The sequence below is a fragment of the Vibrio wakamikoensis genome (assembly GCF_050337275.1).
In the GTDB taxonomy this organism is placed as follows: Bacteria; Pseudomonadota; Gammaproteobacteria; order Enterobacterales; family Vibrionaceae; genus Vibrio; species Vibrio chaetopteri.
This window is the reverse complement of sequence record NZ_JAKJST010000014.1, coordinates 214,124-240,122: the sequence shown is the minus strand read 5'-3', so window position 1 is coordinate 240,122 and position 25,999 is coordinate 214,124. Positions and strand designations below refer to the sequence as shown.

The 25,999-nt window shown below is 46.1% G+C and carries 18 protein-coding genes and 3 tRNA genes; 10 read left to right on the top strand and 11 right to left on the bottom strand.

Annotation, left to right across the window (positions count from 1 at the left end):
* Positions 1 to 13: 13 nt before the first annotated feature.
* Positions 14 to 1,207, bottom strand: coding sequence for an acetate/propionate family kinase (locus L4C42_RS05780; protein WP_353499174.1), 1,194 nt, complete (start codon positions 1,205 to 1,207; stop codon positions 14 to 16).
* A 279-nt stretch (positions 1,208 to 1,486) separates the two neighbouring features.
* The gene (locus tag L4C42_RS05775) at positions 1,487 to 3,433 is read right to left on the bottom strand and encodes a DEAD/DEAH box helicase (RefSeq protein WP_353499173.1); all 1,947 of its coding nucleotides are present in this window, start codon (positions 3,431 to 3,433) and stop codon (positions 1,487 to 1,489) included.
* A gap of 432 nt (positions 3,434 to 3,865) precedes the next feature.
* On the opposite strand from L4C42_RS05775, the gene rnb reads away from it, so the two are divergent.
* Entirely contained in the window at positions 3,866 to 5,878 is a 2,013-nt protein-coding gene (gene rnb, locus L4C42_RS05770; protein ID WP_353499172.1) for an exoribonuclease II, read from the top strand.
* Positions 5,879 to 5,964: 86 nt separating this feature from the next.
* On the opposite strand, the gene L4C42_RS05765 is transcribed toward rnb, so the two are convergent.
* Positions 5,965 to 6,312 carry a DUF3024 domain-containing protein gene (locus L4C42_RS05765; RefSeq protein ID WP_353499171.1) on the bottom strand — a complete coding sequence of 116 codons (348 nt, stop codon included), beginning with the start codon at positions 6,310 to 6,312 and terminating at the stop codon, positions 5,965 to 5,967.
* Positions 6,313 to 6,490: 178 nt separating this feature from the next.
* Here L4C42_RS05765 and L4C42_RS05760 point away from each other — a divergent pair, with 178 nt between their 5' ends.
* Together L4C42_RS05760 and L4C42_RS05755 are read left to right on the top strand one after the other, a co-directional pair.
* On the top strand, positions 6,491 to 7,303 hold the full coding sequence (locus tag L4C42_RS05760) for a phosphate ABC transporter substrate-binding protein (RefSeq protein ID WP_353499170.1): 813 nt from the start codon (positions 6,491 to 6,493) through the stop codon (positions 7,301 to 7,303).
* A 156-nt stretch (positions 7,304 to 7,459) separates the two neighbouring features.
* Entirely contained in the window at positions 7,460 to 7,780 is a 321-nt protein-coding gene (locus tag L4C42_RS05755; protein WP_112462795.1) for a heavy metal-binding domain-containing protein, read from the top strand.
* A gap of 80 nt (positions 7,781 to 7,860) precedes the next feature.
* Here the strand turns inward: L4C42_RS05755 and pulA are convergent, their stop codons facing one another.
* The 4 genes from pulA to L4C42_RS05735 form a co-directional block, all read right to left on the bottom strand.
* Positions 7,861 to 11,865 (bottom strand): pullulanase-type alpha-1,6-glucosidase, encoded by a 4,005-nt coding sequence (gene pulA, locus L4C42_RS05750; protein ID WP_353499169.1) that lies wholly within the window; start codon positions 11,863 to 11,865, stop codon positions 7,861 to 7,863.
* A 469-nt stretch (positions 11,866 to 12,334) separates the two neighbouring features.
* Positions 12,335 to 12,408: transfer RNA gene (locus L4C42_RS05745), tRNA-Cys, on the bottom strand.
* Positions 12,409 to 12,444: 36 nt separating this feature from the next.
* Positions 12,445 to 12,531 (bottom strand) — tRNA-Leu (locus L4C42_RS05740).
* 205 nt (positions 12,532 to 12,736) lie between these two features.
* Positions 12,737 to 12,982, bottom strand: a complete 246-nt coding sequence (locus L4C42_RS05735; RefSeq protein ID WP_353499168.1) for a nitrite reductase — start codon at positions 12,980 to 12,982, stop codon at positions 12,737 to 12,739.
* Positions 12,983 to 13,156: 174 nt separating this feature from the next.
* Here L4C42_RS05735 and L4C42_RS05730 point away from each other — a divergent pair, with 174 nt between their 5' ends.
* Positions 13,157 to 14,608 carry a cryptochrome/deoxyribodipyrimidine photo-lyase family protein gene (locus tag L4C42_RS05730; protein WP_353499167.1) on the top strand — a complete coding sequence of 484 codons (1,452 nt, stop codon included), beginning with the start codon at positions 13,157 to 13,159 and terminating at the stop codon, positions 14,606 to 14,608.
* A gap of 143 nt (positions 14,609 to 14,751) precedes the next feature.
* Here the strand turns inward: L4C42_RS05730 and L4C42_RS05725 are convergent.
* Positions 14,752 to 14,825, bottom strand: a tRNA-Cys gene (locus L4C42_RS05725).
* 257 nt (positions 14,826 to 15,082) lie between these two features.
* On the opposite strand from L4C42_RS05725, the gene L4C42_RS05720 reads away from it, so the two are divergent.
* Together L4C42_RS05720 and L4C42_RS05715 are read left to right on the top strand one after the other, a co-directional pair.
* Positions 15,083 to 16,021 (top strand): LysR family transcriptional regulator, encoded by a 939-nt coding sequence (locus L4C42_RS05720; RefSeq protein ID WP_353499166.1) that lies wholly within the window; start codon positions 15,083 to 15,085, stop codon positions 16,019 to 16,021.
* Positions 16,022 to 16,251: 230 nt separating this feature from the next.
* Complete coding sequence (locus L4C42_RS05715; RefSeq protein WP_353499165.1) at positions 16,252 to 17,463, top strand: NupC/NupG family nucleoside CNT transporter; 1,212 nt, start codon at positions 16,252 to 16,254, stop codon at positions 17,461 to 17,463.
* 83 nt (positions 17,464 to 17,546) lie between these two features.
* Here the strand turns inward: L4C42_RS05715 and viaA (L4C42_RS05710) are convergent, their stop codons facing one another.
* The 3 genes from viaA (L4C42_RS05710) to viaA (L4C42_RS05700) all read right to left on the bottom strand — a co-directional run bounded on the left by viaA (L4C42_RS05710) (position 17,547) and on the right by viaA (L4C42_RS05700) (position 22,378).
* On the bottom strand, positions 17,547 to 18,992 hold the full coding sequence (gene viaA / locus L4C42_RS05710; RefSeq protein WP_429759750.1) for an ATPase RavA stimulator ViaA: 1,446 nt from the start codon (positions 18,990 to 18,992) through the stop codon (positions 17,547 to 17,549).
* Positions 18,993 to 19,050: 58 nt separating this feature from the next.
* The gene (locus L4C42_RS05705; RefSeq protein ID WP_353499163.1) at positions 19,051 to 20,712 is read right to left on the bottom strand and encodes an ATPase RavA domain-containing protein; all 1,662 of its coding nucleotides are present in this window, start codon (positions 20,710 to 20,712) and stop codon (positions 19,051 to 19,053) included.
* Between the two features lie 172 nt (positions 20,713 to 20,884).
* Positions 20,885 to 22,378: an ATPase RavA stimulator ViaA gene (gene viaA, locus L4C42_RS05700; RefSeq protein ID WP_418642316.1), complete on the bottom strand. Its 1,494-nt coding sequence runs from the start codon at positions 22,376 to 22,378 to the stop codon at positions 20,885 to 20,887.
* Positions 22,379 to 22,570: 192 nt separating this feature from the next.
* Between viaA (L4C42_RS05700) and L4C42_RS05695 the strand changes: the two genes are divergently transcribed.
* The 4 genes from L4C42_RS05695 (at position 22,571) to yjeH (ending at position 25,944) form a co-directional block, all read left to right on the top strand.
* Positions 22,571 to 23,089, top strand: coding sequence for an NUDIX hydrolase (locus L4C42_RS05695; protein ID WP_353499161.1), 519 nt, complete (start codon positions 22,571 to 22,573; stop codon positions 23,087 to 23,089).
* Positions 23,090 to 23,099: 10 nt separating this feature from the next.
* Positions 23,100 to 24,104 carry a low-specificity L-threonine aldolase gene (gene ltaE, locus L4C42_RS05690; RefSeq protein ID WP_429759747.1) on the top strand — a complete coding sequence of 335 codons (1,005 nt, stop codon included), beginning with the start codon at positions 23,100 to 23,102 and terminating at the stop codon, positions 24,102 to 24,104.
* Positions 24,105 to 24,243: 139 nt separating this feature from the next.
* Positions 24,244 to 24,585 (top strand): c-type cytochrome, encoded by a 342-nt coding sequence (locus L4C42_RS05685; protein WP_418642318.1) that lies wholly within the window; start codon positions 24,244 to 24,246, stop codon positions 24,583 to 24,585.
* Positions 24,586 to 24,705: 120 nt separating this feature from the next.
* Positions 24,706 to 25,944, top strand: coding sequence for an L-methionine/branched-chain amino acid transporter (gene yjeH / locus L4C42_RS05680; protein ID WP_353499158.1), 1,239 nt, complete (start codon positions 24,706 to 24,708; stop codon positions 25,942 to 25,944).
* Positions 25,945 to 25,999 lie beyond the last annotated feature (55 nt).

Here is a 25,999-nt window from a genome sequence, read left to right as displayed (position 1 = left end):
CGTTTAATGTCTTTTACAGCAATTCAACCGACTGCTGAGCAATCACAAACTCTTCGTTAGTTGGGATAACCATCGCTACTGCATTTAGCATTTCAGACTTAGCGATAACACCAGCATTACCAAAGCGAGCGTCTTCGTTGCCTTTCACATCTTCTTTAAAACCTAGAAGTTTCAGGTTGTTTAAGATCTCGCGGCGAATTAGCATCGAGTTCTCACCGATACCACCCGTAAAGATGATGCCATCGAATGAATCTAGAGCTGCTAGGTATGATGCAATGTACTTAGATACGCGGTAAGTAAACACTTGGAATGCGAGCGCAGCGCCTTCGTGACCTTGCTCCATGGCTTCTAGAATGCCACGAGCATCGCTCGTAAGACCAGACACACCTAGGAAGCCAGACTCCTTGTTAAGCGCGTTAAAGACTTTGTCTTGTGACCAACCTTTCTTAAGAAGGTACTCAATGATGCCTGGATCTAAGTCACCACAACGGGTGCCCATCATAAGGCCAGAAAGCGGAGTAAAGCCCATTGACGTATCTACAGACTCACCATTGTTAATTGCACATACAGATGCACCATTGCCAAGGTGTACAGAGATAAAGCTAGATTGCTCTACAGGCTTATTGATCATTCTTGCTGCTTCACGGCTTACGAAATAGTGACTTGTACCGTGGAAGCCGTAACGGCGGATACCGTAGTCAGTATATAACTCGTTAGCAATAGCGCCCGTGTAGGCACGTTTCGGCATTGACTGGTGGAATGCAGTGTCGAATACTGCGAATTGTGGCAGTGACGGGAACGCTTCCATCGCAGCGCGAATGCCAATTGCACCCGCTGGGTTATGAAGTGGCGCAAGATCGGCCAGCTTTTCAATTTCAGCGGTTACTTCTTCGTTGATGCGTACAGTTTGTGTGAACTTCTCACCACCGTGAACAATACGGTGACCGACTGCTACAATGCCCTCTTGCAGACCCAGTTCATCAGTAAGACCTACCAGTTTACCGATAGCAATTTTGTGGTGGCTGTCATCGCCCTCGATTGCGATTTCAGTTTTTTCACCGTTGAATTTCCAGCTCATACGAGACTCTGGAAGACCGAAACACTCACCGAGACCAGACAGTACAGCTTCACCAGTTTGGGAATCAATCACTGCAAACTTTAGTGACGAGCTGCCAGAGTTGATGACAAGAACAAACGAATTCGACATTGGGGGGTTATCCTGTTATTGAGCATGGATGGAAGATGACTTCCTAGCATTGATTGATATTATTCAATATTTTTTGAATCATTCAACTTTCTTTTAAGGTTTTGATTGTATCAAAATGATATTTATTGATGATGATCAAACTAGGATTTAATTCATGAGTTGAATTTAATCACCTACACCCCTTGATTGTAGTCGCTTTGCGGACACGTTGCATATTCATCATACAAAAAAGCCGAGCTTACGCTCGGCTTTCAAATATTTTTGAATACTCAAATTTAATTAAGCTTCGTCACGACGGTTACCGCGTGAGAATGAACGCTCTCCACGATGGCTGCCACGGTGGTCACCACCACGGTTGCGGTCAAAACGACGCTCACCGTCACCACGACCACGGCCACCTTCACGATTGCCTTCACGGTTACCACGGTAGCCACCGCCTTCACGGTTACCACCACCTTCACGGTTGCCACGGTACCCGCCACGGTTACCATCTCGGTTACCATCTCGGTTACCATCACGACGGCCACCGCCATCACGACGACCACGAGGCTCACGGAAGTCGTTAAAATCAACCACTACTGCACCCGCTTCTTTTTGACGGATACGTAGTTTCTGTAGCTTACCAGCAACATCTGAAGTCATTGCTTTTGGAAGCTGAACGTAAGTTGATTCACGATCTAGCTTGATAGCACCGATAGAACCTTTAGTTAGGCCTAGTTCGTTTGCTAGTGCACCAACGATGTCTTTAACTTGAACGCCTTGCTCGCGACCCACTTGAAGTTGGTACGTATCCCAATCTTGAGTGTTGAAATTACGGCCACCATCACGACCACCGTCGCGATCACGATTGTCACGACGCTCTTTGCGACGCTGCTTGTCACGCTCGATAGCAGCGATCATTGGGTCTTCACCAATGTAGAACAATGGACGTTTACCCTGCTGGCGCTTAAGAAGAATTGCCGCTAGTGTAGCCGCGTCAATCTCTAGAGTTTCTTGCAGCTTCTCAACAAGCTCAGCAAACTTATCAAGTGACTTGTGCTCAGCTTCTTGAGCAAGTTCTTCACCCAGCTTAACTAGACGAGCTTCTGCAACTTTGTCACGTAGAGGAAGTTGGATTTCTTCCATTGAAGACTTAGTTACGCGCTCGATAGTGCGAAGCATACGGATTTGGTTTGTGCGAACTAGAAGGATCGCTTTACCTTTACGTCCAGCACGACCAGTACGGCCGATACGGTGGATGTAAGACTCAACATCGAATGGGATGTCGTAGTTGAATACGTGTGTAATACGTGGAACGTCTAGGCCACGTGCAACAACATCAGTTGCAACTAGGATGTCAATAACACCTTGTTTGATGTGATCAACAGTGCGCTCACGTTGAGACTGAGGAATGTCACCATGCAGTGCTGCTGCTTTGAAGCCGCGCGCTGATAACCAGTCTGCAAGACGCTCAGTGTCTTGGCGGGTACGTACGAATACGATTGACGCGTCAGTTTCTTCTGTTTCTAGAAGACGAGACATTGCTTCGTCTTTTTCTACGCCTTTAACAACCCAGAATTGCTGCTCTACTTTGTCAACAGTGTGGTTTTTACCAGCAACGTCGATGTACTCTGGCTCACGCAAGAAACGATCAACGATCTTCTTAAGCATTGGAGGCATAGTTGCAGAGAATAGTACGCGTTGTGCAGTTGATGGAGCGTGCTCCATGATCTCTGTTACGTCATCAACAAAGCCCATGTTTAGCATTTCATCTGCTTCATCAAGAACAAACGTGTGTACTTCGTCTAGGTGTAGACGGTCACGGTTGATAAGGTCTTGAACACGACCTGGAGTACCAACAACAATGTGAGCACCAGATTTAAGTGCACGCATTTGATCAACGATAGATGCACCACCGTAGATCTCTAGAACTTTAAGACCAGCAACGTTTTTACCAAGGTTCTTAACTTCGGCAGCAACCTGAATCGCAAGTTCGCGAGTTGGCGCAAGAACGATAGCCTGTGGCTTGCGTTGACCAAGGTCTAGCTTGTTGAGTAGAGGAAGAGAGAAAGCCGCTGTTTTACCAGTACCGGTTTGTGCTTTACCTAGCGCGTCTTTACCTTCTAGAAGGTGAGGAATAGCTGCAGCTTGGATAGGCGTTGGAGAAACAAAACCCATTCCTTCAAGAGCAGAAAGGATTGCGTCGTTCAGCGCTAAATCGCTAAACTGGATAGTAGAATCTGTCATTGGGATCCCATTCTTAGATTAATAACTAGGTCCCACGAGCTCTACCAATTCCAAACTGATCCAGATTGTCTCTAAAAACAATCGATTAAGAGCTGATTCCATTCAGATGCGGACAAGTAACAAATCGCATCAAGCCGCTAGGGACGTAAACAAGGAGGCGGATTATTCCCTAAAAGCACAAAAAAAGCCAGAAAAAATTGAAATACATCACAATTTTCTCCTCTTTGGCAAAAATCTGTATAAACCGTAGTCAAATTGACACATTTATAATCTAAAAACTAAGCGCATCAGGGTTTAAGCTCATCTCAGCTCACTATTGTCCTTTCTATTTGATCACGGATTTACGGCAACTTGTATGTGACGCCATTCCTTTCCAATGATAGAATCCAGCGCAATATTCGCTTCTCTTAAGCAAAGGTTTACAGACACCACATGTTCCAAGACAATCCGTTACTCGCTCAACTTAAGCAGCAAATTCAAGAAAACCTTCCGAAAAAAGAAGGTACTATCAAAGCGACTGAAAAAGGCTTTGGTTTCCTCGAAGTCGACGCAAAGAACAGCTTCTTTATCCCACCTCCATACATGAAGAAATGTATGCACGGTGACAAAGTCGTTGCGATTATTCGTACGGAAAAAGAGCGTGAAGTGGCAGAGCCTCAAGAGCTAGTTGAACAAGCAGTCACGCGCTTTATTGGCCGCGTTAAGCTATTTAAAGGCAAACTGAACGTTACTCCAGATCATCCACAGCTTAAAAAGCTGACGCTAAAGGCGAAAACGATCAAAGGCCTTAAGTCTGATGATTTAAAAGAAGGTGACTGGGTTGTTGCTCAATTGATTCGACACCCTCTCAAAGGTGACAACGGCTTCTTTGCAGAAATCACAGAAAAAATCACAGACGCCGACGACAAGATCGCACCATGGTGGGTAACACTGGCTCAAAATGATCTGCCGAATACCGAGCCAGAAGGTCTTGAACAGTGGGACATTAAAGATGACGAAGCACTTGAGCGCGTTGATCTCACTGAGATGCCGTTTGTCACTATCGATGGTGAGTCGACCAAAGACATGGACGACGCACTCTACGTTAAGAAAAACGATAACGGCCAGTTTGAACTGACCATCGCTATCGCCGACCCAACGGCTTACATCACACCAGAAGATAATATGGATAAAGTAGCGCGCGAGCGTGGCTTTACTATCTATCTTCCGGGTCGCAACATCCCAATGTTGCCACGTGATTTGGCCGACGATCTGTGTTCACTGATTGAAAACGAAGTTCGCCCTGCGATTTGCTGCCAAGTCACCGTAGACGCTGACGGCGTAATTGGCGATGACATTCGCTTCTTCGCAGCCAACATTAAATCACATGCACGCCTTGCTTATGACCATGTGTCTGATTGGCTAGAAACTAGCAGCAGTGACAAATGGCAGCCTTCTGACGAGATTGCTAACGTTGTACGCGAGCTAAGCGAATTTGCACAAGCACGTGCGACTTGGCGCGAAACACACGCGGTTGTATTCCCAGATCATCCAGATTATCGCTTTGAGCTTAGCGAAGATAACGACGTCGTTGCTATCCACGCTGACATGCGCCGCACTGCTAATCGTTTGGTTGAAGAGTCGATGATCACCGCCAACATCTGTGCCGGCCGTGCTCTAAGCAAAGCATTTGGTTACGGGGTATTTAATACTCACCTTGGCTTCAAAGCAGACAAGCTTAAAGATGTGGTTGATCTAGTAAACCAAGATAAAGAAGAAGCAACTTACACAGCAGAATCTCTCTCGACACTAGAAGGTTTCGCGGCGCTGCGTCGTGACTTAGGTGCACTTGAGTCTAGCTACCTAGATAACCGCATTCGCAAGTACCAAGCATACAGCGAAATCAGCAATCAGCCTGATGCTCACTTCGCAATGGGTCTAGACGTTTACGCAACGTGGACATCACCTATTCGTAAGTACGGCGACATGGTCAACCACCGTCTTCTAAAAGCACTTATCCTTGGCAATGAACCAGTACAAAAACCAGATGACGAACTGGGCGAAGAACTGGCTATCCACCGCAAGCATCACAAGATTGCAGAACGTACCGTTGGTGATTGGTTGTATGCTCGTACGCTAGAGAATGATCCAAAAGCAGGCACCGAGTTTACTGCGGAAATCTTCGATATTAACCGTGCAGGTATGCGTGCTCGCCTTCTAGAAAACGGCGCTGGTGTGTTTATTCCAAATCCGCTTATCGTTGCAAATAAAGAGCGCATCGAAAGCAATAACGAAACGGGCACAGTCGCTATCGACAAAGAAGTTGTGTACCGCCTGGGTGACACACTGAAAGTGGTATTGTCAGACGTTAACCAAGAAACGCGTAGCCTTGTTGCTAAACCTGTTGAAGTGTTTGCTGAAACACCTGTCGAAGCAAAATCTGACGCGGAAGAAGCGCAAAAGTAGCTTCTTAAGCGCAAGAACTATAAAGTAAAAATGGGAGCCAAACGCTCCCATTTTTTATGCCGGTTCGGCTAGTTGTCATCGCCTTATCACCAAAAGTAAGCTTTCGGATCTTTCTCAATCTCACGCATTACTGCGGTTAAATCAGAGCTCTTACCAAGAAACGGATAAGGTATCCACGCTTCACCATCTTGCTCATCGGGCACATAAACCAACCATTTATTATCATTGGCATCAAGTTCAACTTTAGCTACCGCACTGGTATAGCTGGAAGATTTTGAGTCGAGTAAGTAGTGCGCTTTAGAAAACAGCACGCCATGTTCAAGCATCTCAAACAGGGACTTACCGAGCTCCACGGGCATACTGCGGTTTCGGTTACTACAAACAATTTCTGCGCACCGCTCTAGGCGGCACTGCGACATTTGAATTAACGTCATACACCCTTCCTCTCGATAGATACCTTTAATATAACTGCTTTTTGACGAGTTTGTTAGCGTTGCATACACCAATTAGATGCAATTGAGAACTCACGCCAAAGCAGACAATGCTAATTCACAAAAGTGTCACACTAACGAAATAAGATGTGGAAAATTCTTACTTTATTTGGAGTTAACTATGCTTCGCATTGCCCTAGCCACCCTACTCTCTATTGCCAGTTTTGCTCATGTTCAAGCAGAAGAAGTCAACGTATCCGGTTCGACCTCTGTCGCTCGTGTGATGGATGTATTAGCAGAGCAATACAACAACCAAAACTCAGATACATTCGTTGCAGTACAAGGGATTGGCTCTACCGCGGGCATCACTTTGTTAGAAAAAGGCGCTACCGATATCGGCATGAGCAGCCGCTTCCTAACCGTGCAAGAAAACAGCGAGTCGCTAGAGGTATTCCCAATTGCTTATGATGGCTTAGCGGTGGTTGTAAACTTGGCTAACCCGGTGCAAAACGTTAGCCGTGAGCAACTGTATGACATCTACAAAGGCGAAATAACCAACTGGAAGCAAATTGGCGGACCTGACCAAAAAATCGCTGTGGTCACTCGTGAAGCATCTTCGGGCACCCGAGCAAGTTTCGAAAGCTTACTTGGCCTGACACGTGTGATTAACGACAGAACTGTTTCAGACATCAATCCAACTAACCTTGTCGTCAATAGCAACAGCATGGTGAAAACCATCGTAAACCACAATCCACACGCGATTGGTTTTATCTCTGAAGGTTCAGTAGATCGCTCAATAAAAGCGATTACCTTTGAAGGAGTAGAGGCTAACACCAAGAACATTTCAGACGGCAAGTACCAATTGGCTCGCCCATTCTTACTGCTTCACAAAAAAGACGACATCGATGACAATGCAGACAAGTTCATTAAGTATGTTCTTTCAAAAGAAGGACAGTTATTGATTGAAGAGTATGGTTATACACCAGTTAAGTAATTGATTTAATTATCTACTCAAGGGGAGCACTGCTCCCCTTTTCTGTTTTTCAGATTGTGACAAAACCTTTGATTTCATTGATAGCGCTTTTCGGTATGCTCGAACTGCTGCTAAGGTGTAACTACTTGTTTAAACATCCTCACACAGGAGCATTCAATGATAGTAACAACGACTCAAACGGTTGAGGGAAAAAGAATTGTCAGCTACAAAGGTGTCATCGCTGGCGAAGCGATCCTTGGAGCAAATGTGTTTAAAGACATGTTTGCAGGACTTCGTGACATTGTGGGTGGCCGCTCTGGTACTTACGAACGTGAGCTTCAACGAGCACGTGAAATTGCTTTAAAAGAACTCGAACAAAAAGCCAGTGATATTGGAGCGAATGCGGTTGTTGGCGTGGATTTAGACTACGAAGTCTTGGGGACTGGAAATGGAATGTTAATGGTATCGGCGAGTGGTACTGCGGTCGTTGTCGACTAACCTTTCTTTATTTTCTCTATTTTAGTGATGAAAAAAAGGCAGCGAATTACCGCTGCCTTTGTTTTTACGATGACATCAAGTTATTGCTGCGTAACAGTAAGTACTGGCGCACTCTTGTCTGCAAAGTTAACTTCAAAGCGATAGTCACCAGCACTCGGGATAGCGATGCCTAAGTTCTTAGTAGCAGGACCAACGCCAAGCGCTAGTGGAGTACCGAACTCAACAGAAACACCTTCCGCTTCTGGCGCGAAGATGGTTGCATCTGACCAACCAGAATCGGCGACTTTCATATTGAAGTTACCTGCACTTAGAGATACTTCAAGCGCATAAACATCGTTAGCTACGTAAGTAAACTTCGCCGAATCAATCGCCGCCCAGCCAGAGTCAGTCACATCACCACGTAGGTAGAGTGCGGTATCACCCCAAGTTGGCGCATCTGGTGCTGCAACAACTGACACAACAGGTTTATCCGCTGTATCGTTTTGCATGTACGACGCATCGACAGTGAACGTATATTTGCCCGCAGTCTCAACAGACAGCTTACAGTTGCCCTCTGTACCAAGGTCGATTGAGTCGTTAGCTTGATCAGCCCAATCACAAGGGATGTTTACATCACCCCAGTTAGCATCTCCAAACTTGAACTCATAATCACCAGCCTCAAGTGGCGCTGTCAGCGTGTACATACCATTGGCAATAAACTGCAGCTTCCAGTCCTCACTCGCTCCCCAGCCGTTCATACCACCACGGACGTAAACATTCGTCTCGCCATACGGTGGAAGATTTGACACATCTTTGTTTGAAAGATCAACCGGAAGACCTTCTCCTCGAGCACCATCTCGTGGTAGCACGAACACAGCTGTAGTTAGCGCAGGGACAGAAAATGTGCTATTTGCAAATGTTGCATCTTGCACAATGATATCTGCTGAGTTCTGTTGTACATCATGCAGAACGAAGCCTTCAGTCCCATCGATAGTAAAGTCTTGTTGCTCTGATGTTGAGTTAGCAACGACAACAATCGCATCAATTTCTTTATCAAGATTGTCACTACCTGCTTTCGTACCATTGTCAATCGACATCACAATTAGACCTTGAACCTGATCTTCGCCAACATTGCGGAAGTCAACACGGTTTTTAACATCTGCTGCTGTCGTTAGGCGGAATAGGTCACTACTGTTACGGATTTTAAGTAACTCAAGGAACTGCTGCTTAGACAGCTCGATATCGTCCGCATCTGGCTTAGCCGTTGAGTCTGCAATGATCTCTTTAATCAGCTTCCAGTTTGCGCCGTCTTTGTCTTCACGAGGTAGACCAACGTTCCAGTTGTTGTCTGAACCGTCAAAGCGAACGCGGTTATACCAGTCACCAGAATCGTAAGAGTCACGTTGCATTGACTTAGAACGAAGTAGCTCTGAGCCCATATGGATAAATGGTATACCTTGCCCCATCATCACAGTAGACAGAGATACCGTTTGCATACGAGCGCGCTCTGCAGACGATGTACCTGACGCAATCTTATAGGCATTGTTATCCCAAAGCGTTTGGTTATCGTGCTTAGACACATAAGAAATGTTTTCTGACGGTTGCTCTGTGTAACCTGCTGGCGCACCATTGTAATCTACGTTTTTGCCCAGAGTTGTGTTGCCTTCTGAATCAAGAAGAACGTAAGTTGCTAGGTTACCTGCCATACCCAAACGTACTAGGTCTTGGTTATGTAGCATCGCCTTAGTTGTTGCGGCAGTGTCTTCAACCTCATCGTTCATGTAAGCCGCATTACCAAAGCCTTGGTTATACTTAAGCGAGCGACGACCATCTTGATCTTCACCACCATCAAACGGGCTACCACCACGAACGGCATCACGCAGACGATCTGAGAAGGTACCGATGCCTGTGCCGGCCATCGCAATCTGTGTTGCTTGTTCAAAACGAGCGTGTTGAGCGACTTCACCAAAGTCCCAACCTTCACCGTAGAAGATGGTGTCTTCGTCAATCGCTTTAACCGCCTCAAGTGCTTCTACCATCAACGCTTTTGGTTGGTGACCCATTAGATCAAAGCGGAAGCCATCAACGTTATAATCCTCAGCCCACACTTTCAGCGAGTCGACCATCAACTTACCCATCATGAGGTTTTCAGTTGCTGTGTTATCACAGCACGTCGACATTTCAACGTCACCGGTGTTGATGTTTAAACGGTGGTAGTATCCAGGGACGATCTTATCCAGTACTGACTTGTCGTTCACACCAGACGCATTGGTATGGTTATACACAACGTCCATTACAAATTTCAGCCCCATATCATGAGTCGCCTGAACCATTTCACGGAACTCTTTAATACGAGCCGAGCCGTCAGCATCACTTGCGTAGCTGCCTTCTGGCACTGTGTAGTGGAACGGGTCGTACCCCCAGTTGAAGCTATCAAGCATGCGAAGATCATTCATCAGAGCTTGAGCATCACCCGTTGAGGTATCGTAATCTTCTAGAACAGACTCGATGGTGTCACCCATATTGCCAGTGGCACAAATTGCTGCGTCTGATTTAGCCTCACAGAGATCGCCAACCGTGTCAGTAATATCAACTCGATTAACTTCATCAACCGTTGCAATGTCAAACGCAGGAAGTACGTGTAGCGTTGTCATACCGGCATCTTTAAGTGCTTGTAGGTGTTTCACTGACTCACGTTCTGCTTCTGTGAACGCTAGGTATTTACCGTTGTTTGCGGTCGTACCATTTGCATCACTAAAGCTGAAGTCACGGATGTGGGACTCGTACAATACGTGGTCGATGTCATTCTTTGTTGGGCTTTCAAACTCACCACCCCAGTTTGCTGGCGCTAGAGCAGGATCACTAAGGTCCACAACATGTGAGTAACGAGAATTGGCTGACACGCTTAGTGAATATGGGTCGGTGACGAGACGCTCTTCTACCTTGCCCGTTGTTGGATGGTAAACCGTTACGTGATAGCGATAGAATTTGCCTTCAGCACCAGAGACCGGATCGCTCGACCAAACACCGTTGTCTGTGTTTTCGTCCATGTCGATCGTTTGCTCAAGCTTCTTGTCTTCGTCATAGATTTCAAGCGCGACTTTTTGTGCAGTCGGCGCCCAAAGTTTGAATGTAGCTGAACCGCTTTCCACAACTGCACCGAGCACTTCTGACATCGCATCACCCGCTTCTTCTGAAGCATAGATCGCGTCCAGTGCACCCGCCGATTGAATTTCTGTAGCCGCCATGATTTCATCATTGCTGTTGTATGCAACAATAACCACTTGGCCTTTGAGTAAGTCGTGGATCTCTTCCGCTGTAAAGTTATTCGTAGCCGTTTTTAAGCTTTCAAGATGTTTGAAACGTTTCTTCTGATCATCACTAAGATCACCGCCGATGGAAAGTTCTAGCTTTTCGCCACCAGTGATGTTTTTATCTTCATCAAGTTCGATGCCGCCCGTGCTGCTGTGGTAAAGAGCAAGTTTACTAGCACTTCCCGCCGCTTCCCAAGCTATCGTGTCTGAATCAATCCAGTGTGCAGCACGCCCATCAATTACCACTGGACGCTCTTCTATTGGAGCGTAGTAAAGTTTGCTACTACCGTGGAAACCAAAAAGACCTTTGCTTTCGCTACTTTGAAGATTGCGAAGTTCAACTTTCAGGTTGTTACCACCAAACGCTTTATCATCACCTTTATGTAGAATGAAGTTCATACACTCATGTGGATCTGCAGCATCGGGATCGACCTTTAAGACATAATAAGCACCATAGGTGTCGCTCACACCTGTGTATGGATGCGGATCTGTCCACGCTGTCTCACCTGAAATTCCCATAGCTTCGAGATCAGTACTATTACAACCATCACCATTCCAAAGGTGCAACCCCCACCCCTCGTAGGAGGCACCCGATTGCGCTGCAACATCGCGCTTGTAATAGATAACGACCTCATTTTCAGCTGGGTTGTATAGACCTTCGATATTGCCAGTATTACCGCCCGCATCCGTGCCTGAATCGCTACTTGAGTTACAACCTGCTAAAACCGCTGCTGAGAGCAACGGAATTAGGGTTTTTGCAACCACTGTCATGTTTAGTTTTTTATTGTCCACTTTCTAAACCTTTTGTTATAGAGGGAAAAGAGTCGTCTTACACGTCAAAGACTTCACCTGCCTCTATCGTAAGAAAAGCGGCCATATACAAACTGTGAAAAATGTAATTAAAGTTATTGAAATGGATAAAATAACCATCTCGTTGGAGTCATTTCACACATAGTGCAAAAAAAAGCCAACAAAACGCAACCAAGCGCACAACATTCTGCCCAACCAGTCTCAGGCGTAGTTAAGGGGGTGGAGAACAAAAGGCGTAGAATTCAGCCTGCAATGAGAGAGCAGCATCACTTATATTGCAATACTTATTTTTGTATGCAAATTAATAGCCTTATCGATTGGCTCTCTTGTTAACATTAAGCACTTTATTAGCAAGGTATACTCATTTTCACTGCCAAGATTCGGCTATGCGAGGGGCTTTAAGGTGTTGAAACGACGAAAGCCCCGACCAAAGTCGGGGCTTTCTGAAAAGTGGAGGCGCCTCCCGGAGTCGAACCGAGGTCCACGGATTTGCAATCCGCTGCATAGCCACTCTGCCAAGGCGCCTTTAAATTGTGTGCTAATTGAATAGCAAATGATAGATGGTGCCCCGGGCCGGACTTGAACCGGCACAACGCGAACGTCGAGGGATTTTAAATCCCTTGTGTCTACCAATTCCACCACCAGGGCACACAAATTTCTTTGTGATGCCGTTTAGTCTAAGTAAACACCATCTTTTAACTCTTGTTTCTCTTGGGCTTCCCCGTGAGAACGAGGTGTACTTTAACGGATTGAGATTTTGCGTCAACAGGTATTTTTCACTTTATGAATCAAGTGATTAAATAGCGAACTCTGCGGTATGAAGCACGAACAATTCGCCGATAAATACAGCAAACTACAGGTTGGCAATCTTGCGATCAAGTTGATATTTTTCATCTGTGACGATCTTTTCCAGTACCTCTACTCGCCCTGATAGCCGCTCTACTTTCTCCAATAGCTCACTAGTTGCTCGCTCTGCCTGCGAACTCGCATTGTCTAACTCGATAATACGGATCTTTTCTCTATGCGCAGCAAAAGCTCGGATCATGCCCCGTCCAAAAATAGCGCCAAAAATAATCAGTACCACAAGAACATCCGTCATAATCACCTCCATGCATAACTTATCCAATCAAGACTAAGTAGCCACACTATGAATTGCAATAAATGCACACTTTAAACGCCACTAACGTGTGCCGAGTCTCAACACCCACTCTTTGCATATCATTGAACTAAATCCTGGCACCTGCGTACCACTGAAAGTACAGAAGGAGAGGTTATGGGAAACATAAATGTAGTTTGGTTTAAGCGTGATCTGAGACTAACAGATCATTCACCGCTGCATGCTGCTCTCACCAGTGGCCGACCGACTCTCTTGCTCTACCTCTTCGAACCTGAACTACTAGCCGATGCGCACTATGATGAACGTCACTGGCGCTTTGTATGGCAGTCGCTCACAGATATAAATCAAACACTATCTGCATTCGACACTCGACTAGCGATTCTGTCGATGTCTGCGCAGGATGTTTTTCACGACATTCATCAGGCGTTTGGAATACATAGCGTCTATTCCCATCAAGAGATCGGTTTAAAAATCACCTTCCAGCGGGATCGACAACTCACACACTGGTTTCTCCAACAAAATATCACTTGGCATGAAAGCCCTATTGGCGCAGTCATACGTGGCGCAAGTGATCGACACGAATGGGATAAACACTGGAGCAAGATAATGCGTGGCCCCATCGTTGATACCGATCTCAGCATGGGCTGTTTTGTTGAGACAAAAGACGTGTTCCAAAACTACGATGAAATACCTGCTTCGTGGCGAACAAAGATGAAAGGCATTCAAACCGGCGGTTCAACACTTGCTTGGCAAACCTTAGAGAGCTTCTTTCAAGAGCGGGGTAGGCAGTACTATTTTCAAATATCAAAACCACTTGAAAGCCGCAGTGCATGCACCCGTTTGTCACCCTATCTTGCTTGGGGCAATATCTCTCTACGCGAGGTCTATCAAGCGCTATTAGCACACTGGAACGTGACAGGCTTTAGGCGAAGTTTAGCGGCACTCTCATCTCGTCTTCATTGGCACTGTCACTTCATCCAAAAATTTGAATCTGAAGCTGACATGGAGTTTCGACCGGTAAATAGAGCATATCTGAACCTACCTTATTCGAATGACGCAAATAAGTTGAAGGCATGGAAGACGGGCTACACCGGGTACCCGCTCGTTGATGCCTGTATGCGTTGTTTGCGGGCTAGCGGCTACATTAACTTTCGCATGAGAGCAATGTTGGTGAGCTTTTTAACCCACCACCTTGATATCGATTGGCAGCATGGCGTCAAGCATCTTGCACGCCTGTTTCTTGATTTTGAACCCGGCATACACTATCCCCAATTTCAAATGCAAGCTGGTGTTACTGGCACTAATACCATTCGTATCTATAATCCAACCAAACAAGCCATCGAACACGATCCAAACGGACACTTTATCCATCAATGGATACCTGAACTTTCAGCTGTACCTCCGCCATTACTGTTTGAACCTTGGAAACTCACGCCACTTGAGGCAAAAATGTATCAACTTGACGAAACCAGCCCCTACTTATCACCCATCATCAATATCGAGGAATCGGGGAAGGCTGCACGAGACAGGCTATGGAGCTTTAAACGGCGGGCAGACGTCAAATTAGAGGCACAGCGAATTCTTGCTCGGCATGTTCGACCCGAGTAGCTTTCTAAACAAATATTTGAGGTTAGCGCTGCCTTGCTGCCAGCGAAAACTTCTGTGGCAATAACGGTAAGGGTATGAGGTCGATGGAAATTCCAAAACCCATAAACGACGAAACCCCGACATAAGTCGAGGTTTCTAAATAATGGAGGCGCCTCCCGGAGTCGAACCGAGGTCCACGGATTTGCAATCCGCTGCATAGCCACTCTGCCAAGGCGCCCTTCTTTTCAACACGTTAGAGAATCTCTCTCGCTGTGTTCGAGGCATACTTTACGGATATGAGAAAATTAGTCAAACAAAAACTAGAAAAAAATGTTTGTTCGCTGACTTTCCGACCAAGATGGACAAGATTACGTCTGCAGTGGCTAAATCTCAATCACAGTCCAATAAGTTTTCAAAACATTCCCAACGAGAAAACTTGATCATAAGACTCCCACCATTCTAAAGTTAACCCTCATACGCCTCAATAAGAACCTTATGTTAGAAAAAGCCAATCAACTCATCGTCCTACACGCGATCCATAGCCACGGCTCCATGAGCAAAGCAGCACAAGCGCTCGATTGTTCCGTCTCTTATGTGAGTAAACATCTCAACAAGCTTGAGTCTCGGCTCGGCGTTCAGTTAGTCCAGCGGACTAGTCGACAAATAACCATCACCGATGCGGGACACGCGGCACTAAAACAAGCAGAAAGAATCGTTGATGCACTCAACCACGTTGACGCAGAGGTACAGAGCTTTTCCAGTGAGGTGGCTGGCGTGGTTCGAATTGCCCTCGCCCAATCATTTGGAACTATGCATATCATTCCGATGATTGCTGAGTTAAAACGAACCTATCCCAAACTGGATGTGGAAGTCTCATTGGTTGATTATCGTATCGACATGCTTAAAGACAATGTCGACCTTTGGATCACCAATGTTGAGCAAATTCCTGAGGGTTATGTCGCGCAGCGAATGGCAGATTGTCAATTTGTCCTAGCCGCTTCGCCGGAGTACCTTATTGAGAATCAAACACCACTCGAGCCGAATGAGTTACTCAATCACAACTGCATTACGTATCAAAGCCGTGATCGTGTTTACAATGATTGGTCGTTTTACAAAGAAGATGAAACGCTAACCGTGTCAGTCAAAGGCAACTATAAGGTTGACTTGGCAGAGGCGGTTCGTGATGCCGTTATCAGTGGTTGGGGTATCGGCTACTTAGCCTCTTACCTTCTTGAAGATGAGTTTCAAAATGGCAAGCTAATACAACTGATGCCTGACTGGAAACTCGGGCAAGTCATGCCCTTTTACGCTGTCTATCCTAAACGTGAACATTTACCTAGAAAGACAAGAGTTATCATCGATTTCATTAAGAATAAGATTGGCCAACCTCCGTTTTGGGACATGCGATTAAACAAACATATCTCTTTGTTGTAAACGGGTATGGGCTCATAAACCGGAGCTTTAGCTCAAAATGTACACCACCAAATAGACAAGTATCTTTTCCCTATGGAAAAGACACTCCTAGAAACTGCCATAAGACACTGATTATAAAGACCATACATAGTCACCACAAAAATCCCATTACACCAGCGTAACAATCCTGTGTTGCATCGAACTTTGTAGTGAATACACTTCGCCACCTAGTTCAATACAGGCTTCCTATTATGACTTCTATACTCGGTATGGTGGTGATTCTCACCACTGCTTATCTTCTTTCAACGAATCGCAAGAACATTCCTTTAAGAACCGTTTCCCTTGCGTTGTCACTACAGATCCTTTTTGCAGTGCTGGTACTTTACGTTCCTGCAGGCAAGCAAGCTCTTTTTGGTGTCTCACAAGTTGTGAGCGGCATCATCGACTACGGACAACAAGGTATTCAGTTTCTGTTCGGAGACCTAGCAACAGGAAGCGCTGGGTTTATCTTCGCCATTAACGTACTAGGCGTTATTATCTTTTTCTCTGCGGTTATTTCAGCTCTGTATCACCTTGGTATCATGCCACGTATTATTCAGTGGATTGGCGGCGCACTTAGCAAGTTACTAGGCACTGCAAAAGCAGAGTCACTCTCTGCCACCGCAAACATCTTCGTTGGGATGATTGAAGCGCCACTCGTCGTCAAGCCTTACCTTGGTAAAATGACCGACTCTCAGTTCTTCGCGGTGATGACCTGTGGTCTAGCATCAGTTGCTGGCGGCACTCTCGTTGGCTATGCATCGGTTGGTGTTGAACTCAACTACTTGATCGCTGCCGCGTTCATGTCAGCGCCGGCAGGCCTACTTATGGCTAAGATCCTAGTGCCACCAGCGGACACAGACTCGGTCACTCAAGAGCAAGACTCTAATATCGACCTTCCAAAGGCAAACAACGTCGTAGAGGCCATTGCCGACGGCGCTATGTCGGGCGCGCAAATTGCCTTCGCCGTTGGCGTTACACTACTGGCATTTGTTGGTGTGATTGCGCTTCTCAATGGCATGCTTGAACAAGTTGGTTTGTTGTTCGGCGCAGAACTTAGCTTCGAGATCATCCTAGGTTATCTCTTTGCGCCTGTTGCTTGGTTAATTGGTGTTCCTTGGGAAGAAGCTATCGTGGCAGGTTCACTGCTTGGCAATAAGATTGTTGTGAATGAGTTTGTCGCCTTTATTCAGATGATCTCGGTGAAAGATCAGTTATCGGAACACTCGCAAGCCATAGTTACCTTTGCACTGTGTGGATTTGCCAACATCTCTAGCATGGCGATGTTAATTGGCGGTTTAGGCAGCCTTGTACCTGAACGTAAGAAGTTCATCTCAACCTATGGTTTTAGAGCCATCGCAGCTGGTGTGCTCGCCAACCTTATGAGTGCAGCAATCGTTGGTGTAATCCTTACTCTCGGTTAGACCAACAACCCTAGGCTCAAGAACGCACGGATGAGTTCTTTTTGATACAAGGATGTATCACCTTACTATCACTACTACTCTCTCTACCACGTCTTCATTAAACGCCCCACCAAAGTAGGATGATACGACCAACAGTGGTCAAACATACTCATCAGTGACGGGTTACCATATTTTGACAAGTTAATTGCGTGAAAGCGGTTCTTACGCGATTTCAGCTCATCGACTTTGTCTACAAGTTCCTGCGACTGCTCTGGGGCAATGAAATCCGAAATCACCACCATATCGGCGTTTTTATAAGTATCCGATTGCATCAGGTCGATGGATTTCTCTATTACAGGCTCCAGATCGGTGCCACCGTGAAAGGAATAGCTGAGAAAATCTGCCGCTTCACGAAGACCATCCTGTTTAGTGAGTTCATAAGTGATATGGGTGGTTGAGAACAAGATAACGTAACACTCCCTCCCCTCAGCCAAGGCGATTTGCATTAATGCATAAGCCATACCCTTGGCGCACTGCTCTGGGAAACCGGTCATTGAGCCTGATGCGTCAATACAGACGATAAATGGTCCCTTCTCAAGTTCGACCTTACTGTTATCGGGGGCTGTGGTGCGAACTTTCTTGAGTGTTCTCGACTTACCTTGCGTTTTGTAGTTCATCAAACGCTTATCAGCCAAATGTTTGTAGAACACGACTTCCAGCTCTGGGTAGGCGAGGAACATGGTTTCATTTGGGAGCAGTTTATTAAGATCGTCTGATTCGTGGATGCCAACAATGTCATCGGTTGCTTCATCACTTTGCTCCTCGACCATTTCCACATTGTCAGCCTGAGCTTTATTTAACTCGGGATCATCTTGCTCACTCGCCATGCGACCAAGTTGTTCTGCGATTTGCTTTAACGCGCTATTCTTTTTGAGAAACTCCGCGTGACTGTGCATGATTTTTAGGTCGGTTTTGGTCAGTTTGGCGGCAGCCATATCCCACAGTCGTCCCATAGTTGCTTCATCGCCCTGCTGAGTGACCGTATCCATATCCTTGATGGTTTCCATCCGTTGATATAAATCGGCCAAGAACTTCTCTTTACTGGCTTCAAGCTCTGAGACTTCCGCCTGTTTGATGGCTTCGGCAAGACTCTTGTACCAGAGATCACAGAAGTAACGCGGGAACATGGGGTTATTAACGGATTTGTTTTTGTCCAGAAGTCTTCTGGCTTGGAGATAAAATGCAGAGTGCCATTCTAACTTTTTGACAACGCTAGGAATGCGCTCGAAAAAGGTCGCTTCGTTCCAATGAATCACCTCTTGATACAAGGCAAGCTCTTGCTGAAAGCGTTCAGTTTCACAGACCCGCGTCATGCGTTTTTTCACTGAACCACGCCATTTGAGCAGATGGTTTTTAACGGAGCTACGCATTCCGCGATTTTCACTGACCGCCAGCACTTGTGAGCGCGCCATTAAATCATTCACCGCCGAATCAATAAGCCCTGACTCGGCAACCATCAACGCAAGGTTTAACCCATCTGCTCCCAGCATTACTGCCTCCGTTCGATATATTAACCCTCAAAACTCACCATGGCGCTGTCACGCCTCATTAAGCAAAAAAGGTTTCTAGTCCCTTAATTCGAGCTACTGCTTTTTCAGCTTCCACACTGGTCGACTCGAGTGTTTGTGTCACATTTTGAATACTGACTTCCATTTCCGTTGGAATATCAGGCTGAATAAAGCCGTGTGGTAACGCGCCATGAAACTTAGAACGCACCGAGCGTAGGTGATGCTCAGCGTGTTTAATTTGAACCAGTACCTGTTCAGACTTTGTCACCCATTCTTGAAGCATTGCCTCATCAAGACCATTGGTTGTGACCAAGGTTGCTAAAACAGAGCGGTTGGCGATGTCCTTAATAACCAAATGACTGGAGGCGTTGATATCAAGTCTCAGGCGGCAAAGATGGGTATTTTGGTTAACGTAGCCATAGACTTCACTCCCACCCTCTTTGATCGCGCGGCTGAGCTCATCTTTGGCGATATAGACCCAGCGACTGTCACCTTTCTCACTTTCTGACACCGACATATTGCTTTGAAGTAACACCAACTTCACCAAATCAGTAGCAGCACCAACTTTGTAGGACTTTGCGTTGCTGATGTCATATTGGTAGATATCTTTGCGAAGCAGTCCAGAACCAGCTTCCATAGAAAGTGGCATTGCAAACTCGGCTTCAATTTCATCTTGAATGTCGGCCAGTTGCTCTTTGCCTTCTTCAATTTGTTGGAACACTTCTTGTTGGTCAAAGGCGTGGTTCAGCGCGAATTCTTTAATAACGGTGCGCACTATCTCTAGTGACTCAGGGCTATTCCAGAGACAGTCTTGGAGCAAGAGTAAATCGAGAGGATTTACGCTATCACGACCATTAAAAAAAGCGCTCGCCTTAAGCAGCTTAACGGCTTTTTTCCAGCGTCGGTCGGATACGTAGAGATCTGCCTCGGATAAGGTTGAGCGATGCTCTTCCGCTGCTGCTTCAAGCATGGTTTTGAGTTGGTAGAGCTTTTCAAAGACATCGTCACTAAGCTTGACGTCATTGAGCTCTCGCTGCCACTGATGGTACTCATCGTCGGTTATAGCGAGGCCTTCCGGAATTTTGGCTTCTTCCAATGTACCAACGGTTAGCATGGATTTGAAATTTTGTTTGTTCTGGATACGATTAACAAAAATGCGCACCAGCATACGATCATAAAGCGCCTCGAGTCCGCTATCTTCATCTGGCAGTTCGTTGGAAGCGGATACCAATAGGCGCATCGGTACTTTTTCAATATCGCTACCGTTTTTGAATGTCTTTTCATTCACTACGGTAAGTAGGGTATTCAAAATTGCAGGACCTGCTTTCCAGATCTCATCCAAAAACACCACCTGCGCTGTAGGTAGATAACCCTCAGTGAGTCGTAAATAGCGACCGTTATCTTTCAATTCTTGAATACTCAGCGGACCAAAAACTTCTTCTGGTGTCGAGAAGCGCGTCATTAAGTATTCAAAGTAGCTACTGTTATCAAAGGCTTGGATAAGGCGTTTGGCGATCAAGCTTTTTGCAATACCTGGAGGTCCTAAAAGAAAAACACTCTCTCCAGCCAAGGCGGCTAATAGACAGAGTTTGATGGTCTCTTCACGCTCATATACACCATCAGAAAGTGCTGAGGCGAGTTTGTTAATTCGTTCTGAAAGCAACGCTTTGTCAGCGTGTGAAACTACTGTGGGCTTAATCATGCCAATACCTCAGTGCACAAAATTGGAATGCATAGTAATTTTATACATTTGTTGTCATTTTGTTACAAGATCTTTTGGCGACAGATTTTTAATCGCAATCTTATAACTTATTCTTATCGCTTTGATTTTATTTAGATTATGAAAAATACAACGGCAAGTCATGCCGTTGATATTAGCCAAAAGTATGAGAGAAAGCTTGTCTAGCGCGATGAAAACCCACGGTTGGTTTTTTGACAATTTTACCCATAAGACTTGGGTGATAACGCCATTGGCTATCAAACAATGACAGTAACTCAGGGTTACCATATTTTGAAAGACACAAAGAGTGAAAACGGTTGTAGCACCCTTTCAAAACGAGCATGTTCTCAATTGTCTCCTGCTCTTGTTTAGGTGCAATAAAGTCGGAGATCACAAGCAAGTCTGCATTCTTATACTGCTCACCCTGCATGATGTCGACAGCATAATTGAGCACTTTAGTGAGATCGGTCCCCCCCTTGAAGGTATAGGATAGAAAATCGCACGCTTCTTTGAGCCCTTGCGAGCCAGATAAATCATAGGTAATGAAGGTTGATGAGAATAAAATGACATGGCAATCACGCTGTTGCTCTGCCGCCATTTTCATCAAAGCGTAGGCCATCGCCTTCGCAGATTTCTCAGGTGCACCCTGCATTGAGCCTGACACATCAACCGCTATAAGCATCGGCCCTTTCTCTTTGGTCGCTTCTCCATGAGACTGCGTAGGCGCGTGCAATTGTCGGATAGTGCGCTGCTTACCTTCCGCCTTGTAGGTTAATAACCTCTTTTCCACTAAGTGCTGATAGAACACCGTTTCTAGTTCTGGATAGGCTAGGTACATGGTTTCGTTCGGCAACAGTTTATTGATATCGTTGCTGGTGTGAATGCCAACGATATCGTCAGTGGCAAAGTCTGACTTCTCTTCAACAACAACATCATCATGGCTCTCAACTCGGTTGAGCTCTGGCGCATCCACCTCTTCCGCCATTCGACCTAATTTATCAGCAATCGAAGTGAGTTCACTGTGTTTCGCAAGGTAATCTGCCGTCTGTTCAATCGACTTCCAGTCTTGTTTGGTTAGCTCTGCGCCCGCCAAGTCCCACAAACGCCCAAGTTGCGCGTTTTCACCAGACTGCGTGAGGTTTTCCATATCTTTCAGGGTATCGATACGTTGATAGAGCTGCTTTAAGAAACGAGATTTCTGCTGTTCTAGCGTCACTTGCTGCTTGTCTTCCACCGCACCTTTTAAACTCGCATACCAGTGCGTGCAGAACTGACGGGCGAACAAAGAACTAGGGTAAGTATGCTTGGAGGCCAAAAGCTGATTGGCTTTGTCACGGAACAGCGAATCTTGCGGGAGCTTTTCGATAATGTCTTCAACGTTTTGATCAAATTCAGACTCAGTAAGGTACACAGCATATTGATAGAGGTTCAGCTCAGCTTGAATAGAGTCGGTTTGCTGGGTTTTAACGAGCTTGCGTTTGACACTCTGTGTCCATTTCGCCATAGAGGCAGTCAGACTTTGCTTAACGCTGTCTTCGTTACCAAGCCCCATGAACTCTGTATGCTGCATAATTTCACGGACAGCGGAATCGATCATTCCCGATTCTGCCACCATCAATGCTAAATTTAACCCGTCTGCCCCTAACACGTCGCCTGACCTTTACTAAAACCGCTCGAACACTCTGATATACAGAAAGTTACTGAATCAAAATAGTGGAGCAATCAGAGATTCCATTTTCGATACTGTTCCAAAACCGAAAAATCCTGTCAGTTTGCCCATCGACATTTGATAGTTTGTATGCTCATATTAGGCGTTCAACATCGAAGTCACGGAAGCTTTATGACTCACAAAACCCTTCACCAGTGGAAGTCGATTGCACTCATTGAGGAGCAAGTCACCCTACCCAACCAGCAAACCATTACTCACACCACTATCAAGCACCCAGGGGCTGCAGTAATACTCCCTGTGACCGAGAATGGAGAGCTATTGCTACTCAATCAATACCGTCCATCTTTAAAAAAGTGGCTACTGGAACTGCCCGCGGGCACGATGGAATTAGGTGAAGATCCAACACAATGTGCTCACAGAGAGTTGATTGAAGAAACAGGCCATGCTGCCAAGATAATGATTTCCCTAGGGCAAGTTACGCCGTTGGCCGGCTTTTGTGACGAAATTCAGCATCTGTTTATCGCCAAGGAACTAGCACCGAGCGATCAATACCAGTGTGACGACGATGAAGTCATCGAACTTGTGACAATGTCACTAGAAAAACTACAACAACATATCATCGACGGTACAATTACCGACGCCAAAACCATAGCGTGCTTAAGCAAAGCCTCGTTATGCGGATACATTTAGGAGATATTCAATGGACTTTCGCTCAGACACTGTCACCAAACCTACCCAAGCAATGCGCGACGCGATGGCCAATGCAGCCGTCGGCGATGATGTGTACGGCGATGACCCAACCGTAAATGAACTCGAAGCCTGGGCTGCGGAGCGTCACGGGTTTGATGCTGCCATGTTTACTACCTCGGGCACTCAAGCAAACCTTCTTGGGTTAATGGCACACTGCCAACGCGGTGACGAATATCTATGTGGTCAGCAGGCACATAACTATAAGTACGAAGCGGGCGGCGCTGCCGTGCTTGGCTCAATTCAACCTCAACCGATTGAAAATAACCCAGATGGCACACTAGATTTTGGCAAGCTTAAGGCTGCTATTAAGCCCGACGACAGTCATTTTGCGCGCACTAAGCTACTCAGCCTTGAAAACACCATCAATGGTAAGGTACTGCCCCTTTCTTATCTTGCTGAGGCGAGAAAATTCGTTGATGAGCACGGCCTAAACCTGCACCTTGATGGCGCTCGTGTCTACAACGCGGCGGTTGCATTGGACGTTGATGTGATTGAAATTGCCAAGCACTTTGACTCTATGACCATCTGTTTATCCAAAGGACTTGGCGCACCAATCGGATCGTTACTACTTGGCTCTAGAGCATTTATCGAACGCGCACGACGACTACGTAAAATGGTTGGCGGTGGCATGCGTCAAGCGGGTATTTTAGCGGCGGCAGGTAAGCTTGCATTAACCGAACAAGTGGCTCAGCTCGCCACAGACCACAGCAATGCCAAAAAACTGGCTGAGGGCTTAAATGACATCCCAGGGTTTAGTGTGAATGCAGAGTTTGTTCAAACCAACATCGTGTTTGCCAAGTTGGCTGAATCCGTAGACATTGATGCGATCGCTAAAGAGTTAGCACAGCAAGACATTGCGATTTCACCAAGCAATCCAGTTCGTTTTGTCACGCACAAAGACATTTCCAGCCAAGATATCGATGTATTGTTAGAGAAGCTTTCAGCTTTGGTCTAACTCAGTTTTGGTTAGTGATAACATTATTTAATACTAGGCCAAGATACTGATCAACTTCGCATTTCTGTCTGAGGTGCTTGAGCTTAACCTAGGGGCAAGGTTTATCTTGTTGCCTAGGTTAAGTCTTTTATGAGCCCTTATGAATACACTTTTCAAGGTCATTACTGGCCTCACATTATCTCTGTCACTTTCGACGGTTCATGCACACGCCTCCCAAGCTGGCACTACTCCGTTTGGTGATGCCAAGCTCGGCGAGATGAAAGCGCCTAGCTGCGTGTTTTGCCATAACCCCAATGGTGCTCCAAGCCAAGCTAGCTATCCTAATCTGAATGGGCAAGATCCTTTGTATTTGTTTAATGCAATGAATGCCTACCTAAACAACGAACGCTCTGGCGCTATGGCAGCCTTAATGAAAGCGCAGTTGCAGAACTTAACTGAGCAAGATTTGCGTGACGTCGCGGCGTTCTACTCTTCAAAATAGCCACACTGAGCAGAGCGACGTGTGTCCGACATAAGCGATGAATAAGTTGTTAATTTTATTGGCGAGTAATAAGCTATGAGCGTCATTCAGTCATCAATAAATAACAATCAAAGTTCAGATATGTCGCAATTAAAACAAGAAATTACGCTGCTTGGCGGCATAGGACAAATGTCTACGACTTTGTTGGGCACAGGTCTATTTATGGTGCCCTCTATCGCTGCCAGTATAGCGGGAGAGCAAATTCTCTGGGCATGGTGTGCGCTGCTTATCGCCATCTGTCCGATAGCCATTACATTTGCATCGCTCGGCAAGCGTTACCCTAATGCTGGTGGCGCTTCGTTTTTCGTCCGTCAGGCATTTGGCTCTAGGCTGGAAAAAGCTATCGCACTGCTGTTTATTAGCGTTATTCCCGTCGGTGTGCCCGCTGCTATTGCAATTGCAGGCGGTTTTGCTCAGCAATTTTTGCCAAGTTTCCTATCTCACCCTGTTGCCTCACAGCTGTTTGTGGTGGCGCTCCTTATGGTGGTCAACTTTTCTGGCAGCAAGTCCTCCAGTCGTCTTCAGACCGTTATCGCCATCGGTATTATTCTATTGGTGGTTAGCTTCGTAGCCAGTAGCGACATCAATAGCTCAGAGTTTCTGCCGTCGACCACCCCTTCCATCGAAATAGCGCCTATCACTCAAGCTATCGCGGTGATGTTTTGGTGTTTTGTCGGAATCGAAGCCTTTGCTCATATGGGAGAGGAATTTAAACGGCCTGAGCGTGACTACCCCGTCGCCATATTAGTCGGCTGCTTATTGGCTGGCGCGGTTTACTATGCGTTCTCGGTCGTGGTGCTTGAGCATCATGCCTATGGAACACAAGCGCTAAACACCACCTCTGTACCATTTATTGCAGAGCAGCTCTATGGTTCTCAAGCGAAATGGCTCATTAGTCTCGTGGGATTTTTAGCATGTTTTGCCACTATCAACCTTTACACACAAAGTCTGTCACGCATGATTTGGTCACTCGCACGAGAGTATCGCCCTGCAAGCGCCGCCGCGCGCGTCTCCGTCAATGGTGTGCCGACTGTTGCAACGCTTATCGTTGGCGTCACTCTCGCTGTTTCATGCATAACTGGCTATTGGTCTGGGATTGATATCGATATCTTTCTCACCCTAGCCAACGGTATCTTTGTTGTTATTTATCTATTTGCGATGTGGAGTGCCGTTCGATTACTCAATGGTTGGCGTCAAAAGCTCGCTGCTCTATCTCTGGTTTTATGTGTCGTTGTGCTGTTTTCTATTGGACTGGCAATGTTGTATGCCATTGTGATGCTGGCACTGCTATGGGCGTTGTTGGGCAAGTTAAAGCCTTAACTGAGTTCTAAATGGCAAAAAAGAAGGGAAATATGCGACTTTATGACAAGCCACA